We start from the raw sequence: 16,172 nt of genomic DNA, 5'->3' as shown, positions 1-16,172 counted from the left end.
TAGTCGTGCGGCATCGATCTACGGGGCATCCGCGCCATGAACGCGGAGGCTGACCCCCGGACGCGGTCCTGCGACACCCGACTCCGACGGACTCCTCTTCTCACACGGCACTCATGGTTGGACGGGCACGTGCCGTCGGGCCCGGATCCGGCGGCGATCCGCCGGGCGCAGGCCCGACGTTCGTGCGCCGCCCGGCGCTGACCGTGACGGGCGGGCCTATCGGGGTTCGTGGGCTGCCAATCGGCAGGCGCCGTTCGCAGCGCCGCCCGGCACTCCGGCCGCGGTCAGCCCGTTCACACAGCCCTGCAGGTCGCCGCTCACGCCACGGTGGCACGCCGTCGTGACGGCGTCGGTGACGCCGACACCCGACTGGGCGGCCATGTTCGTGCAGGCGGGGATGTCCGCCTGGGCGGCAGGGGTGGCGAGAGCTGTGGCGCCGAGCATGAGGGTCAGGCCGGTGAGGACACCGGCGACGCGGGTCGACGTGCGCATGGGACGCACCTGCTTTCCGGGATTGTCACGCGGCCCGGCCACGGCGGTGCCCGAACCGTGTGGGAACGGCGCCGAGCGGTGCTCGACGAGGGCTTCTCCTCTCCTACGGTGCTTAAGCAGCGGCGCGGCCGCCTCGACCTGACGGGAGCTCGACGGCGTACTGGCCGTTCGTACCGATCCCGGCTTCCTTGAACTCGCACGTCAGGATGGCACGCAGGACGGTTCCCCTCCGGTGAGAAGCGTTGGGGAGCCGCTCACTGCATCCGGCCCCGGGGCGGCCGATGGGAACGGCCGCAGAATGGTGCGCCGCCCGTGGCGAGACGGACACCACCGCAGAGTGCTGCGGAGGCGCGCCACCTGCTGCTTCCACCGTACGACGGGGGGCGCCTCGCCACGAGCCGATCAGATCCGATGGCGGCCGGGCACGCCGTGTGCACAGCCGGGCCACGCAGTCGCCGGAGGCCGCGACACCGGCCGAGCGAGGTGAGAGCTCGGGCGGCGGGCGGGGCTGTCGCGCGCAGCCGGCACCTGAGGCCCCGTCACCGGGGCGCCCTCCGGCCCGTCCAGGTTCCGGACGACCATGGGTGAGCGGTGATCGAGTGGGGCGAACACATCAGCCCGGTCCTGCCGCGAGAAGTTCGTGCTCCGGCCCGGACTCCGCGATCGATTCAGCCCATTGTGCCCAGCGCTCGCGCGGCGATCGATCCACGAGAACGGCCACGCTCTCGACGACGTTCTGATCTGCCTTGCCAAAGAGGCGAAGAGGCGAAGAAAGAACGTCTACAGCGGACGACAAAAAACAAAGGCAAGGAGGTTGCCCACTCCTTGCCACTATCAAGATATAGCGCACAGGGGGCCTTGCGGCAAGGCCGGGGTCGTGTTGCAGAATCTCCAGCCGAAGCCAGAACCTGCGGAAATCAGGGATGAGCGAAGTACGCACACCTCTGGCGATGCTCAGGTCTCGCGGAAGGTCGAACCGCCGGCGGGAATCGCGGTGCAATTGCGGGGACTCGGCGCGCAGGTGCAGGTGTGCGCGCCACCGGAATGCAGAGAGCAGCCGGCCGAAATCCAATCTCGTTGAATGGGCGTTTTCATGATTGACGTGATCGTGGTCGGCGGCGGACCGACCGGCCTGATGCTGGCCGGCGAGTTGCGGCTGCACGGTGTGCACACGGTCGTGCTGGAGAAGCTGACCGAGCCGACCAAGGAGTCCCGCGGACAGGGGCTGCACGCGCGCAGCGTCGAGATGATGGATCAGCGAGGTCTGCTGGACCGGTTCCTCGCGGTCAGTGAGAAGTTCCAGGTCGGCGGTCTCTTCGGCGGCATCCTGAAGTCGTGGCCCGACCGGCTGGACACGGCTCACCCGTACGGCGTCGCCGCCTCCCAGCCGGTCACCGAGCAGCTGCTCAACGAGCGTGCCCTCGAGCTCGGTACCGAGATCCGGCGCGGCTGCGAAGTGGTCGGGCTGAGCCAGGACGAGGGCGGGGTGACCGTCGAGCTGGCGGACGGCACGCAGCTGCGCTCGCGCTACCTCGTCGCCTGCGACGGCGGCCGCAGCACGGTGCGCAGGCAACTCGGCGTCGGCTTCCCCGGCGAGCCGGCCACGGTCGAGACGCTGCTGGGCGAGATGGAGCTGACCGAGGATCCGGCGACGGTTGCCGCCGTCGTCGAGGAAGTCCGCAGGACCCAACTGCGTTTCGGCGCCGCCTCCCTCGGAGAAGGGACGTACCGCCTCGTCGTGCCCGCCGAGGGGGTGTCCGAGGACCGCACGGCCCCGACGACCCTCGAGGAGTTCAAGCGGCAGCTGCGGGCCACCGCGGGCACCGACTTCGGCGTGCACTCGCCGCGCTGGCTGTCCCGGTTCGGCGATGCCACCCGGCAGGCCGAGCGCTACCGGGTCGGCCGGGTGCTGCTGGCCGGCGACGCGGCACACATTCACCCGCCGACCGGCGGGCAGGGGCTCAACCTCGGCGTGCAGGACGCGTTCAACCTCGGCTGGAAACTGGCCGCCGCGGTCGACGGCTGGGCACCGGAGGGGCTGCTCGACAGCTACCACGCCGAACGGCACCCGGTGGGCGCCCGCGTGCTGGACAACACCCGCGCGCAGATCGCGCTGATGGGGACCGATCCGGGTGCGACAGCGCTGCGGGAGCTGTTCTCGAAGCTGATGGACTTCGAGGAGGTGAACCGGTACGTGACCGGGATCATCACCGCGGTCGGGGTCCGCTACGACTTCGGCGAGGGCCACGAACTGCTCGGCCGGCGGCTGCGGGACGTGAAGCTGAAGCGGGGTCGCCTCTACGAGCTGATGCACGGCGGCCGCGGACTGCTGCTCGACCGGACCGGTCGGCTCTCGGTGGCGGGCTGGGCGGACCGGGTCGACCACGTCGTCGACGTCAGCGAGGAACAGGACGTGCCCGCGGCGCTGCTGCGGCCGGACGGCCACGTGGCGTGGGTCGGGGAAGACCAGCAGGATCTGCTCGGTCATCTGCCCAGATGGTTCGGCGCTGCCGTCGGCTGAGCGCGCAGTCGTGGCTCGCAAGGGCGGGGCCCGTCTCCGGCCGGGTTCGGCGCGGCACGGTGCCCTACCCCGTCGGCTCGAAGCCCCCCGCGAAGAACACCGATCCCGGCCGAGGGCCGCGTCACCGGACCGGCCCGACCACGGCGGGGCGGAGTCGAGCGCCGACGGGCCGGCCGAATCGCTGGATCACACCGGCAGCGGACATCACGTCCGGCATGCCTGCCCTGGCCCGTCGTCATTCAGCCGGCGACGTCGCGGGGTGCTTCCGTGGGATGCAGAAGAGCGCGAGGGCGGCGGCCGTCAGGTACGCGGCCGCGCCGACGGCCATGCCGGTGCGCAGCCCGGTGGTGAAACTGGCTGCGGAAGCCAGCAGCGAGCCTCCCAGCGCGACGCCTGCGGCGCTGCCGATCTGCCGGGCGGTGTTGAACAGGGCTGAGGCGGTGCCGGAGTACGTGTCCGGCGCGGCCGACATCACGGTGGCCGTCGATCCGGTGAGGGCGAAGGACGTGCCGAAGCCCGCAGCCATCATCGGCGCCACGAGGAGCAGGTAGTCCGGGTTACGTCCTGCGGCGGCCCAGCCGGCCAGACCTGCCGCTCCCACGAACATGCCCGTGACCACGAGCGGACGGTGTCCGGTGCGGCGGGCCAGTCGCCCGGACAGGACGGAGGCGAACATCGTCATCGCCACGGCCGGGAAGAGGGCGACCCCGGTGCGCAGCGCGCTCAGGCCGCGGTGGTGCTGGAAGTACAGGCTGGCGGTGAAGATCATGCCGTAGAAGGCGAAGTTGAACAGCAGGCCGATGGCCGATCCCCCGCTCATCGGGCGTGAGCGCAGCAGTCGCAGGGGCAGCACGGGGTTGCGGGCCAGGCGCTCGCGAAGGACGAACGCGACGGCTGCCAGCAGGCACAGACCGGCGCCGGCGAGGATCAGCGGGTCCGTCCAGCCACGCCGCCCGGCTTCGTTGAGGACGGAGATCAGCAGGGCCACCATCGCGATCAGGGCGCACTGGGCCGGCCAGTCCACGGGGCGGTCAGCGCGACGCGCCGACGCCGGTACATGGCGCAGCGTCAGCAACAGGCAGGCACATCCGACGGGCAGGTTGATGAAGAACACCCAGCGCCAGCCCACGGTGGAGACCAGGAGGCCGCCCAGAAGGGGCCCGGCGGAAGCTGCGATGCCGGCCATGGACCCCCACAGGCCGAAGGCCCGGGAGCGCTCGGCAGGTGAGGGATAGGCCTGTTGGAGGAGGGCGAGGGAGCCGGGCACGATCAGTGCCGCGCCGAGTCCTTCCAGCAGCCGGGCGGTGACCAGGATCCCGGCGCTCCGTGCCAGTCCGCAGCCGACCGAGGCGACGATGAACACCACCACCCCGGTACAGAAGAGCCGGCGGTTGCCCAACCGGTCCCCCAGTGCGCCGCCGGTGAGCAGCAGGCCGGCGAAGACCAGGGTGTAGCCGTCCGTGATCCATTGGATCCCGGTGAGCGACGCAGACAGTTCCCGTCCCACCACCGGAACGGCGACGTTGATGACGGTCACGTCCAGGATGACCATGAAGTAGCCCGCGCAGACCGCGAGAAGCGGTGCCAGGGACCGGCCCGAAGCCGCAGGCCCGTCCGGCCGCTCGGCCTGGGTACCACCGGCGTGCACCATGACGACACGGTATGTCCGGGACGAACGCCTGCCGTGACTTGAGCAGTCCGGCGGCGTGCCGGGCTCGCACGCCGAACCGCCTCGTCAACCGTGCGACGGGGGATGCCGGTTGCCGAGCACCGCACTCGGCCGGTCCGGCCGGGCACGGTGCTCGGTCTCACCGGTCGGGGCGCCCGCCGCCGCACCGGTCAGCGCAGCGCCTCGGGCAGTTCCTCCCGGTGGACGATGCCCAGGCGCTGCGTCGCCCGGGTCAGCGCCACGTACAGGTCACTGGCTCCGAACCGCCCCGGTTCCACGACCAGGACATGGTCGAATTCGAGCCCCTTGGCCTCACGCGGGCCGAGCAGAACCACGGGACGGGTGAGGTCGGGTTCGGCGCCGGCCGTGACTCCGTCGAGCGGGGCCGCGATCTCCTCGTGCAGCGCACGCGGTGCGATCACTGCGAGGCGCCCCTCCTCGGGCGTCAGCTCCGCGACGGCCCGCGCCACCGCGCCCGCCAGATCCGCACCGGCATCCCGCGTCCACGGCGTCTCACCGGTGGACCGCACCGACCCGGGCGGCTCGAACGAGGGGTCCTGGGCCCGTACGACCCTCGCGGCCAGCTCCATGATCTCCGCGGGCGTACGGTAGTTGACCCCCAGCCTCACATGCTCGAAACGGTCACCGACGTACGGCTCCAGGATCCTCTCCCACGAACCGACGCCCGCCTCCTCGGAGGTCTGCGCCGGATCGCCGACCAGGGTCAGCGAGCGGGTCGGTGACCGGCGCATCAGCAGCCGCCACGCCATTGGTGACAGTTCCTGCGCCTCGTCGACGATGATGTGCCCGAACGCCCAGGTCCGGTCGGCGGCGGCCCGCTCGGCCGCGCTCCGGTGATCGGCCTCCTCCTGCCGCTCGGCCATCCGCTCGGCGTCGATGATGTCGTGGGCGGCCAGGCGCTCGGACTCCTCGTCCTCGAACTCGTACGTCTCCGAACCCCGGGACAGTTCCAGGACGCCCTGCGCATAGGCGACCCGCTCCTGGCGCTCGGCCTCGGCGGCGGCCCGCTCGGCACTGTCGTCGGCCCCGAGCAGCTCGGCCGCCTCGTCGAGGAGCGGCACATCGGCCGGGGTCCACTCCCCGTCACCGGGAACGCGCCGGATGGCCTCGGCGTCCTCCTGCGGTACGTACACCGGTTCGGCCAGATAACCGGCGAGGAACTCCTCGGGGGTGAGCAGCGGCCACAGCTCTCCGACGGCCGCATGCACCGCCTCGCTCGCGGCGACGCTCTTGCCGAGCTGGGCGATGTCGTCCGCACCGAGGAAGTTCGGGCCGCCGTACGGGTCCGCGCCGATGCGTTCGGTGAGCTGTGCGGTGAGGGCGTCGACGACGTGGAACGCGAAGTACGGACGGGCGAGGTTGTGCGGCAGACGGGTCTCACGGGCCGCCTGCCTGGCCTGGTAGGCGATCTCCCAGTCCAGGACGAGTTCCCCGTCGTCGTGCGGGATGACCATCGGCGCGCCGGGCTCGGGCAGCCCCTGCCGGTCGCTTACGGCGAGGGCGAGCGCCTCCGCCATCCCCGCGCCGCCCTTGACGGCTGCCGCGCGGGCGGTATCGGTGCCGCGGGCGTGGACACCGGGGAAGAGCTCGGCCTGCGTGGCCAGCATGACGCCGGTCTCGCCGAGGGCGGGCAGCACCTCGCCGATGTAGCGCAGGAAGGCCGCATTGGGGCCCACCACCAGCACCGCGCGCTTGGCCAGTAGCTCACGGTGCTCGTACAGCAGGAAGGCCGCACGGTGCAGCGCGACCGCCGTCTTGCCGGTGCCGGGGCCACCCTCGACGACGAGGACACCACGGTGCGGAGCACGGATGATGCGGTCCTGCTCCGCCTGGATGGTCCGCACGATGTCGCCCATGCGACCGGTGCGGGCCGAGCCGAGCGCGGCGAGCAGCACGGCGTCGCCGCTCGGGTCCTCGAAACCGGTGCGTTCGCGGTCGCCGAGATCGAGGATCTCGTCGTGCAGCTCGGTCACCGTGCGGCCCTCGGTGGTGATGTGCCTGCGCCGGCGCAGCCCCATGGGCGTATGTCCGGTGGCGAGATAGAAGGGCCGGGCGACCGGTGCCCGCCAGTCGATCAGCAGAGGAGTGTGTGCGGTGTCGTCCTCACGAATTCCGATACGGCCGATATGGTGCGCGGCACCGTCGCGGAGGTCGATGCGGCCGAAGCACAGCGAGCCGTCCACCGCGTTCAGGGCTGCCAGCAGACCGGAGCGCTCGGCGACAAGCACATCGCGTTCGAGACGGGCCTGCAGGCCGTTCCCCACCGGGGTCAACGCCTCCTCGACATGCTGCGCGGTGACCCCGCGCAGTGTGTCGACACGGTCGTAGACCCGGTCGATGAATTCCTGCTCCTTCTGCAATTCGACGTTTTCGCGAGTTGACAAAATCGCTCCCTGCCGGATATGGTGTTTCTAGTGGCCCCGGGTGAGGGGCTTTTTCTGTGGGTACACAGAACCACTCAATATACGTGAGGTAATCCCCGTTCCGCAATTGCGGAACGGGGATTTCCTGTGCTCGGGGAGCAGGGCCTCGGCCCCGGGGTCACGGCGGACGCAGCCGCGCGCGCTCCCCGCGTACCCTCTTTTCCGTGTCAGCCTCCCGCCTGCATCGCGTCGCCGTCCTTGTGCTCGAGGGTGCGAAGCCGCTCGATGTCGGCATTCCTGCGCAGGTCTTCACGACCCGCGCGAGCATGCCGTACGAGGTGCGGGTGTGCGGCGCGGCACCCGGCCTCGTGACCGGCGGCGACGGCCTGTCGTACCACGTCACCCACGGGCTCGACGCGCTTGTGTGGGCCGACATCGTCTTCGTCCCCGGCTACCGGTTCCCGGACCGCGACGACCCGCCGCAGGCCGTGATCGACGCGCTGATCGCCGCCCACGACAGGGGGGCGCGGCTCGCCGCCATCTCGACGGGCGCGTTCGCGCTCGCCGCCACGGGCCTGCTCGACGGCAAGCGCGCCACGACCCACTGGCATTACACGCGGGCGCTCGTGGCGAAGCATCCGCTCGTCCAGGTCGACGAGAACGTCCTGTTCGTCGACGAGGGCAGCGTGCTGACGTCGGCCGGCGCCGCCTCGGGCATCGACCTGTGCCTGCACATTCTCCGCCGTGACCTCGGCGTGGCCGCGTCGAACTACGCGGCCCGGCGCCTGGTCGCGGCCCCCTACCGCAGTGGCGGCCAAGCGCAGTATGTGCCGCGCAGCGTGCCCGAGCCGCTCGGCGAGCGGTTCGCCGTCACCCGCGAGTGGGTGCTGCACCGGCTCGCCGAGCCCCTCACCCTCGATGTGCTCGCCCAGCATGCGGCGGTGTCGCCCCGCACGTTCTCGCGACGCTTTGTCGAGGACACGGGGTACACGCCGATGCAATGGGTCATGCGGGCCCGGATCGACGTGGCCCGTGAGCTGCTCGAGCGTTCGGAGCGGAGCGTCGAGCAGATCGCCGCCGACGTCGGTCTCGGCACGGGTGCGAATCTGCGGTTGCACTTCCAGCGCATTCTCGGCACCACCCCGAGCGAGTACCGGCGCACCTTCACCCAGGGCGAATAGCCCGCCCTCGCGTGGCGAGATCCTTTTGGACCGTGGCGTTCACGCCGCTGTCGCGGGAGGATTCCGGGCGCGAATCTAGTGGCGAACCGAAGGGACATCGCTCATGACTCGCATCGCCATCAACGGATTCGGCCGCATCGGACGCAATGTGCTGCGCGCATTGCTCGCACGCGACAGCGACCTCGAGATCGTCGCCGTCAACGACCTCACGGAGCCCGCCACTCTCGCGCGGCTGCTCGCCTTCGACAGCACGGCCGGCCGGCTCGGCCGCCCGGTGACCGTCGACGGGAACACCCTCGTCGTCGACGGCCGTCGCATCACGGTGCTCGCCGAGCGGGAACCGAAGCAGCTGCCGTGGGCCGAACTCGGCGTCGACATCGTGCTCGAGGCGACGGGCCGCTTCACGTCGGCTGCGGCCGCCCGCGCCCACCTCGACGCGGGCGCGAAGAAGGTGCTCGTCAGTGCGCCGTCGGACGGCGCCGACGTCACCCTCGCGTACGGGGTCAACAACGACGCGTACGACCCCGACCTGCACACGATCGTCTCGAACGCGTCGTGCACGACCAACGCCCTTGCGCCGCTCGCCGCGGTACTCGACGAACTCGCCGGCATCGAGCACGGCTTCATGACGACGGTGCACGCCTACACGCAGGAGCAGAACCTGCAGGACGGTCCGCACCGCGACGCCCGCCGCGCCCGCAACGCCGCGGTCAATATCGTGCCGACCACGACGGGCGCCGCCAAGGCGATAGGCCTCGTGCTGCCGAACCTCGAGGGCAAGCTGTCGGGCGACTCGATCCGCGTGCCGGTTCCGGTGGGCTCGATCGTCGAGCTCAATACGAGCGTTGCCCGCGACGTGACGCGCGACGACGTACTGGCGGCGTACCGCGCTGCAGCGCAGGGGCCGCTGGCCGGCGTGCTCGAGTACTCGGACGACCCGCTCGTGTCTTCCGACATCACGGGCAATCCGGCCTCGTCGATCTTCGACTCCGCCCTCACCCGCGTCGAAGGCCGCCACATCAAGGTGGTGGCCTGGTACGACAACGAGTGGGGCTTCTCGAACCGCGTGATCGACACGCTCACGCTCCTCGCCAGTCGCTGAACGGACCCCGGGCGGTACTCACCGCCGGAGACCGGCTGCCCAGTACCTCCCGCCGGATTCGGTCACAGGCATCGGACGTCATGTCCGCCTGCTCCTCCCCCGTCTCGGCCGAGTCGGACGAAACCGCAGCACGCATCGCACCACAGCCGCGACGCGCCGTGCCGGACCGGGAAGGGGGGCGACTGCGCGTCACTCGGCCCGACGGCCGCTGAAAAATCCCGGCCCGCCACAGCCGGGATTTTTTTCGGCACCCCGTATTGAGCGACTGCTCAAACACGCGTATGTTCGCGTTGAGCAGTCGCTCAAGGGGGGATTGTGGGGATCTACGTCGAGGCACACCTGCGCGTGGACCTGGAGACGCTCTGGCAGCGGACCCAGGACCCGGCCCAGCACCGGCGGTGGGATCTGCGGTTCACCGAGATCGACCACCTCCCGTGCGCACCGGGCGAGCCGCAGCGCTTCCGGTACGCCACCCGCGTACTGCCCTTCCTGACCGTCGCCGGCACCGGTGTCTCCGCGGGGGAGCGCCACCAGGCCGGCGGCGAGCGGGTCTCCGCGCTCCGGTTCGCCTCGCCGCACCCGCTCTCGCTCCTCGCGAGGGGCAGCGGCTACTGGCGCTATGTCCCCGTGGCCGACGGCGTCCGCTTCCTGACCGGATACCACTACCGACCGCGCTGGGGGCGCTTCGGCGCCCTCGCCGACCGGCTGGTGTTCCGGCCGCTGATGGGCTGGGCGACCGCGTGGTCCTTCGACCGGTTGCGCCTGTGGTGCGAACGCGGGATCAGCCCGGCGCGCTCTCTGGCCCACGCGGTACTCGAACTGACGGCCAGGGCCCTGGCCGTCGCCACAGCGGCGACCGTCTGTCTGTGGCTGATCCGCCCGACCGGACCGGGTGACACGCCGCCCCTGACGGCCATGACGGGAGACGGCCCGGACCTGCTCGGCGGTGTCGTCGGGCCGGCGATCGCCCTCGGGGCCTTCGCGCTCGCCGCGGTCGCACTGCTTGCCCCGCCCTTCGCCGGTACACCCGCCGCGCGGCGTTGTCTGCGCACCCCGCCCGCGCGCAGCACCGTGCCCGGTCTTCTCACCACCTTGGAGCTCCCATGACCTCGATCTTCCGCCGCGTCATGGGGGACGACTTCGACCGGCTCCACCCTCATCTGCAGCGGCGCTTCTCGGTCGGTCTCGACAGCGGCGAGGCGTGCGTGGGCCGTGGGGTGATGAAGCGGATCTGGCACGGGCGGGCCTTCGTCAAGCCGTTCCTCGCCCTCGGCGCGAGCCGCAACATCCTCGTCCCGCGCACCGGCCGCCACGTCCCGTTCACCATCGAGAACGTTCCCTACCTCGACTCGTACGGCCGGGAGACCGTCACCTTCGTGCGGACGTTCGCGCTGCCCGGCGGGACACGGCGGTTCGACGCCACGATGATTCACAGTCCTGAGCGCAACTGTGTCCTCGACTACCTCGGCACCCACCAGCACTTGGCCAGCGATCTGCATCCGACCGCCCGGCCCGACGGGTCGCTGCTCATCCGGTCCGGGGAACACCGCTTCCGGGAAGGCCCGGTGGACGTGCGCGTGCCCGGGTTCCTCGGCGGCGACGCGGAGGTGCACGAGTCGTACGACGACGCGGCCGGGTGCTTCCGCATCCGAGTACGGGTGACCAATCGGCGCTTCGGCCCGCTCTTCGGGTACGACGGGTCGTTCACCGCCGAGTACACCGACATACGCTCCCACGGGGTGCGCGCCGGGCTGCGCCCGGTACGTGAGGAGATACGCGTATGAGCGCGGACACCAAGGCCAAACTGCTGGAGGGAGCCTTGCGTACGCTCGCCGAGCAGGGCATCGCCAAGACGTCCGCCCGCTCCATCGCCGCCGCCGCCGGTGTCAACCAGGCCTTGGTCTTCTATCACTTCGGCTCGGTCGACGAGCTCCTTGCCGCCGCCTGCCGCCACGGCGCCGAGCAGCGCGTGGCCCGCTACCGCGACCGGCTCCACAGCATTTCCAGCCTCGCCGAACTCCTCACCTTCGGCCGTGAGATGCACATCGAGGAGCGGGAGGCCGGCCATGTCGCCTTCCTGGGCCAGCTGCTCGCCGGCGCCCAGACGCAGCCGCGGCTCGCGCCCGCCACCGCCGCCGGACTCGAACTGTGGATGGACGAGATCGAGGGGGTTCTGCGTCGGGTGCTGACCGGTACGCCGATCGCCGAGTTCACCGACTCCGCGGGCCTGGCCCGTGCCCTCGCCGCCTCTTTCGTCGGCCTGGAGCTGTACGAGGGTGTCGACCGGGAGGGCGCCGGGCGCGCCCTCGACGCGCTGGCCCAGCTTGCCGTGTTCGTCACCGCGCTGGAGGAACTCGGGCCGGTCGCCCAACGCGCGGTCCGCCACCGGCTGCGCCGCACCGCACGCTGAGCGGTAATCCGCCTGGGGCGGATCCAGGATTCGAGCGGCAGGCAGACGCGCGGCGGCGCATCGCGTCATGAGCCGGACGGCGGCCCGGACGGCCCAGGACCCAGGGCAGGCCCATGGCGACATCGCGGTGCGCCCGGCGCGCTCCCACCGGGCGGGGACGCGCCGGACGGGAGCGGGCTCGCCGGGTCAGACATCCCATGCCGTTTTGGTGTCAAGTGGTGGCCGAGAGGGTCGCGTGGTGTGACCACCCGGTGGACTCGTCGTAGGGGGTGCGTGTCTTGAGGCATCCGTGGAGGATGCCGACGAGGCGGTTGCCGAGCTGACGCAGGGCGGGGTTGTAGCCCGCGTCGCGGGCGCGCTGTTTGTCGTAGTAGCGCCGGGCTCCGGGCGAGGTGTTCAGCGCCGAGAACGCCTGCCGGTGCAGGGCGTCAGCGAGGCGGTTGTTGCGTGCGTAGCGGGCCTGAACGGCGTGTGTTCGGCCGGAGGCACGGGTGATCGGGCTGGTGCCGGCGTAGTTCTTGCGGGCCTTCGCGGAGGCATAGCGGGTGGGGTCGTCCCCGAACTCGGCCAGCACCCGGGCGCCGGTGATCGCGCCGATGCCGGGCATCGACAGGTAGATCTCAGCGTCCGGGTGCTCACGAAAATGCGCGCTCACCTGCTCTTCCATCATGGCTATCTGCTCGTTCAGGGCGATCAGGAGCCTGGCGTGCGCGGTCGCGGCGGCGCCGTAGGCGGCCGCGACCGGGGTGGCGACGCCGAGCTGGGGCTCGCGGAGTGCGGCCTGGATCGCGCCGGCCTTCTGGTCGCGGTGGTGGCGTCGGTGCCGGGCCAGGACCGCGGTGATCTGCGGCTTCGTGAGCTTCGCCGCCTGCTCCGGGGTGGGCGCCTTGACCAGCAGTTCCAGGGCATCGGTGCTGGTCAGCTCCAGGGACGCGTAGGCAGTCAGCGCGCCCGGGAAGTACTCGCGCAGTGTGTTGCGCAGCCGCTGGAAGGTGCGGGTGCGTTCCCAGATCAGGGTCTGGTGGGCGCGGGCGACCACGCGGACGGCCTGGGCTTGGTCGCTGTCGCCTGCGACGGGTCGCAGCTGGGGGCCGTCGATGCGGACCATATCGGCGAGCGCGTGTGCGTCGCCCTTGTCGCTCTTGGCCCCGGAGGTGCCGTACCGTTCCTTGAACCGCGCGGCCTGGCGCGGGTTGATCGCGTAGACGCGGTAGCCGGCTGCGATCAGCGCCTGCACCCAAGGGCCGCGGTCGGTCTCGATCCCGACCGCTACCTTCTCGGACTCCAGGTCCTCGCCGCCGTGCCGGGCTATAAGCGTGTGCAGCTTGGCGATGCCCTCCACACCCTCGGGCAGCTGGGCTGAGGCCAGTTTCCGGCCTGTCTCGTCCTGCAGCTCGACATCGTGGTGGTCCTCGGCCCAGTCATCGCCTATGAACAGCAACAACACTCAACTCCTTGCCCTCGTCCGGTACTTGCCTGCAGCCGACGGAAGGCACGGCTCGCGCCCTAATGGATCCAGTGCTCACGCCCAACCGCCCGGCGGGCACGCCATCCCATCAGCAGTCAGGCCTCCCGGCCGACCAGCAGGGGCACGGTCTGACCACAGAGCTCGAATGGCTCCGGCATGGAGAGTGCTCACCTGCTGGCGGCTACGGACCGTAGTCTCTCTCACGGCCCGATGAATCCCATTAGGCAGGTGTGATGGACCGGGCGGGGCGCAGCCGGGACTTGACGGCCACGAGGAGTGCGGACAACACGGCCCAGAGGGCGAGGGTGAGGAGCGGCAGTCCTGCGTGGGCGCCGTCGAAGTAGCTCAGATCGCTCACCGCCCGCACCGCCGCGCCGGGCGGCAGCAGTGCGGAGACGGCTCGGGCCACGGCCGGGAGCAGGTCGGAGCTGATGGTGGCGCCGCTGGTGGAGTTGCCCACCGTGAGCAGGAGCAGCGTCGCCACCGGGACTCCGACGGGGCCGAGGTAGGTGCCCAGCAGCTTGGTGGTGAACGCCGCTGCGGCCGCCAGCAGCGCGAGGGTGGCCGCCAGGGGGAGGAACGGGGCAGGCACCGCGTCCAGGACGGGACCCGCAATGGTCGCCGCGACCGTGCCGATCGCCACCGAGACGCCTGTGAGCAGCCAGAACCGGTGCCGCAGGTGCAGTAGGTTCGCCATGCCGAGCGCGTTCTGGGCCAGGACGAATCCGGCGAGCGTGACGCCGAACGACACGTAGAACCCGGCGAGACCTCGCGCGTCGAAGTGAGCGAGCGGCACCACGTCCGTCGTGGTGACGTGCCGGCCGGATCCGGCGGCGTACGCGGACACCACGCTCTCGACCGCGCCCGTGGTGGACTTGCCGGTCGCTCCGGCGACCTCCAGATTCAGCCGGTCTGCGCCGTCGGAACTCAGCGCGGCCACCACGTCGTGTCCTTCCACGGCATGGCGGGCCGTGGCCGCATTCGCCACCGGGTGCACGTCGACGCTGTCGCCGAGCGACTGTTCGATCTCGTGCGCGAGGGCGCTGCCCACGACCGCCACCGGCAGCTGGTGCGGCTTCGGATCGCGCTGCAGCCCGACGTAGCAGCCGATGAAGGCCGAGACGATGACCAGGGCGATCAGCGCGGGCTGCAGCCAAGTCCGCAACGGCGGCCGTTTCCCCGGGCCCTGGCGGCGTGGCGCCGACGCCTCTGCGGGAACGGGGCCGGACGGTGCGGCTGTCTCCTGGGTGCGGGCCGAGGCAGGGCCGACGGTGGGTGTCATCAAGTAACTCCGGTGTTCCTGTAGGTGGTGGGCCGTGAGGCCGTCTGGACGCGGGACCATGCCGCGTCAGGCGGCGGGCGGCGCGGCCAGGCTCTGCTTGATCTGGCGGCTGACCTCGTCGGCGAGGATCTCGGGGAGCCCCTTCGCCAGCCCGTCCAGGGCCTGCTCGGCCACCGATGCCGGGTCGGTCTTCTGGTCGGCGGGGACCTGGGCGGCCATGTCGGTGTCCATGAAGCCGACGTACAGTCCGGACACGGTGATGCCGCGCGGAGCCAGTTCCTGGCGGACCGCGCCGGTCAGCGCCCAGGAGGCCGCCTTGGCCGCGGAGTAGGCCCCGGACGCGGGCAGGTGCAGCCAGGACAGGACCGACAGCACGTTGAGTACGGCGCCGCCGCCGTTGGCCTCGATCACCGGCGCGAAGGCCCGGGTCACCGCGAGCGGGCCGAAGTAATTCGTCTCCATCTCGAGCCGGACCGCCTCCTCCTCTCCGGCGATCAGCGCGGTGGGGGTGAAGATTCCGGCGTTGTTGACCAGCACCGTCGCATCCGACGCGATGCGTGCCGCGGCCTCGATGGACGCGGCGTCGGTCAGGTCCAGGTGCAGCGGTACCGCCCCGTCCACGTTCACGCTCTGCGGACGGCGCGTCGCCGCGTACACCTTCGCGCCGCGCTCGAGGAGCTGCGTGGTCAGCCGGCGTCCCAGGCCCCGGTTGGCGCCGGTGACGACGGCTACAGAGTCCTTCAGTTCCATGATTCCCCTTGTGCCGGTCGCGGCAGCCACTCGTCGCGCGGGCCGCGGCCGAAAATAGATTTCGCTAATAATCTAAACAGAGCACTAGGATAGATTGCAACCGACATCCAATCGAAGGGGGTGCCCAGTGGGCCGCGTTTCCCAGGCACAGGCACAGGAGAACCGGGAGCGCGTGGTCACCACGGCGTCCCGGCTGTTCCGCGAGAAGGGAACCGGCGTCAGCGTGGCGGACCTGATGAAGTCGGCCGGACTGACCCAGGGCGGCTTCTACAAACAGTTCGCATCCAAGGAGGCCCTGATCGGCGAGGCGGCCGCGCACGCCTTCACCGAACTGACTGCACGCCGCGCCACGGAGCTCGACGAGCACCACGGACAGCAGGATGACGCCCGCCAGTCGCTGATCGACTACTACCTGTCCGCCCACCACCGTGACAACGCCGCCGGCGGCTGCCCCGCCGCCGCACTCGCCGCCGATGTGTCCCGCGACACGGGCGACGCCGCCCGCGAGATCTATACCGAGGGTGTGCGCGAGTTCGCCGAGTGGCTCTCCACCGACGACGAAGACGGCCTGGCCCGCCTGGCCACCATGGTCGGCGCCCTCCTGCTGGCTCGCGCCACCCACGGCTCCCCGCTGTCCGACGAGATCCTCCATGCCGCCCACACGGCCCTGTCGGACGACAGCTGACCGGTAACCCCGCCCCGGGTACCGGTGAAAGTTCCCCCTCTCCGCAGCTGTCGCACCGACCGCGGGCGAAGTTCTGCTCGCGGTCGGAGGTACGCTGCCGCCGGTCACGGATTCGCCTGCTGGGCAGGTACATCGGCCGCCGGGCGGCGAGCGGGAAACGGGGGGTCTTGTGCCGACGGGCGCGACGGGGCATCCAGCGGCCGTCGGCACGGGGAGGCTCTGGGACGG

13 protein-coding genes are annotated in these 16,172 nt (G+C 71.0%); 7 read left to right on the top strand and 6 right to left on the bottom strand.

Annotated features, from left to right (window positions below; translation table 11 throughout):
- Window positions 1–216 precede the first annotated feature (216 nt).
- Window positions 217–492, bottom strand: a complete 276-nt coding sequence (locus OG878_RS31835) for a hypothetical protein (protein WP_328889969.1) — start codon at window positions 490–492, stop codon at window positions 217–219.
- Window positions 493–1,585: 1,093 nt separating this feature from the next.
- Between OG878_RS31835 and rox the strand changes: the two genes are divergently transcribed.
- Entirely contained in the window at window positions 1,586–3,013 is a 1,428-nt protein-coding gene (gene rox, locus OG878_RS31830; protein ID WP_328889968.1) for a rifampin monooxygenase, read from the top strand.
- 235 nt (window positions 3,014–3,248) lie between these two features.
- Here rox and OG878_RS31825 read toward each other — a convergent pair whose 3' ends face one another.
- Window positions 3,249–4,664 (bottom strand): MFS transporter, encoded by a 1,416-nt coding sequence (locus tag OG878_RS31825; RefSeq protein WP_328889967.1) that lies wholly within the window; start codon window positions 4,662–4,664, stop codon window positions 3,249–3,251.
- A 188-nt stretch (window positions 4,665–4,852) separates the two neighbouring features.
- Window positions 4,853–7,063 carry a HelD family protein gene (locus tag OG878_RS31820; protein ID WP_328891451.1) on the bottom strand — a complete coding sequence of 737 codons (2,211 nt, stop codon included), beginning with the start codon at window positions 7,061–7,063 and terminating at the stop codon, window positions 4,853–4,855.
- Window positions 7,064–7,290: 227 nt separating this feature from the next.
- On the opposite strand from OG878_RS31820, the gene OG878_RS31815 reads away from it, so the two are divergent.
- The 5 genes from OG878_RS31815 (at window position 7,291) to OG878_RS31795 (ending at window position 11,759) form a co-directional block, all read left to right on the top strand.
- Window positions 7,291–8,247: a GlxA family transcriptional regulator gene (locus OG878_RS31815; protein WP_328889966.1), complete on the top strand. Its 957-nt coding sequence runs from the start codon at window positions 7,291–7,293 to the stop codon at window positions 8,245–8,247.
- A gap of 103 nt (window positions 8,248–8,350) precedes the next feature.
- A complete protein-coding gene (gene gap, locus OG878_RS31810) occupies window positions 8,351–9,349 on the top strand; it encodes a type I glyceraldehyde-3-phosphate dehydrogenase (protein WP_328889965.1) in 999 nt (332 codons plus the stop codon).
- A gap of 315 nt (window positions 9,350–9,664) precedes the next feature.
- On the top strand, window positions 9,665–10,456 hold the full coding sequence (locus OG878_RS31805) for a hypothetical protein (protein WP_328889964.1): 792 nt from the start codon (window positions 9,665–9,667) through the stop codon (window positions 10,454–10,456).
- Window positions 10,453–11,133, top strand: a complete 681-nt coding sequence (locus OG878_RS31800) for a DUF4166 domain-containing protein (protein ID WP_328889963.1) — start codon at window positions 10,453–10,455, stop codon at window positions 11,131–11,133. The genes OG878_RS31805 and OG878_RS31800 overlap by 4 nt, the downstream gene beginning before the upstream one ends.
- Window positions 11,130–11,759 carry a TetR/AcrR family transcriptional regulator gene (locus OG878_RS31795; protein ID WP_328889962.1) on the top strand — a complete coding sequence of 210 codons (630 nt, stop codon included), beginning with the start codon at window positions 11,130–11,132 and terminating at the stop codon, window positions 11,757–11,759. The genes OG878_RS31800 and OG878_RS31795 overlap by 4 nt, the downstream gene beginning before the upstream one ends.
- A 211-nt stretch (window positions 11,760–11,970) precedes the next feature.
- Here the strand turns inward: OG878_RS31795 and OG878_RS31790 are convergent, their stop codons facing one another.
- The 3 genes from OG878_RS31790 to OG878_RS31780 all read right to left on the bottom strand — a co-directional run bounded on the left by OG878_RS31790 (window position 11,971) and on the right by OG878_RS31780 (window position 15,259).
- Window positions 11,971–13,200, bottom strand: a complete 1,230-nt coding sequence (locus OG878_RS31790; protein ID WP_328891083.1) for an IS110 family transposase — start codon at window positions 13,198–13,200, stop codon at window positions 11,971–11,973.
- 247 nt (window positions 13,201–13,447) lie between these two features.
- A complete protein-coding gene (locus OG878_RS31785; protein ID WP_328889961.1) occupies window positions 13,448–14,509 on the bottom strand; it encodes a hypothetical protein in 1,062 nt (353 codons plus the stop codon).
- A 66-nt stretch (window positions 14,510–14,575) separates the two neighbouring features.
- A complete protein-coding gene (locus OG878_RS31780; protein ID WP_328889960.1) occupies window positions 14,576–15,259 on the bottom strand; it encodes an SDR family oxidoreductase in 684 nt (227 codons plus the stop codon).
- Window positions 15,260–15,386: 127 nt separating this feature from the next.
- On the opposite strand from OG878_RS31780, the gene OG878_RS31775 reads away from it, so the two are divergent.
- Window positions 15,387–15,944 (top strand): TetR/AcrR family transcriptional regulator, encoded by a 558-nt coding sequence (locus OG878_RS31775; protein ID WP_328889959.1) that lies wholly within the window; start codon window positions 15,387–15,389, stop codon window positions 15,942–15,944.
- Window positions 15,945–16,172: the final 228 nt, after the last annotated feature.

The organism is Streptomyces sp. NBC_00316, from assembly GCF_036158715.1.
In the GTDB taxonomy this organism is placed as follows: Bacteria; Actinomycetota; Actinomycetes; order Streptomycetales; family Streptomycetaceae; genus Streptomyces.
The sequence above is the reverse complement of the archived record's forward strand: the minus strand, read 5'-3'. Positions and strand labels throughout refer to the sequence as shown.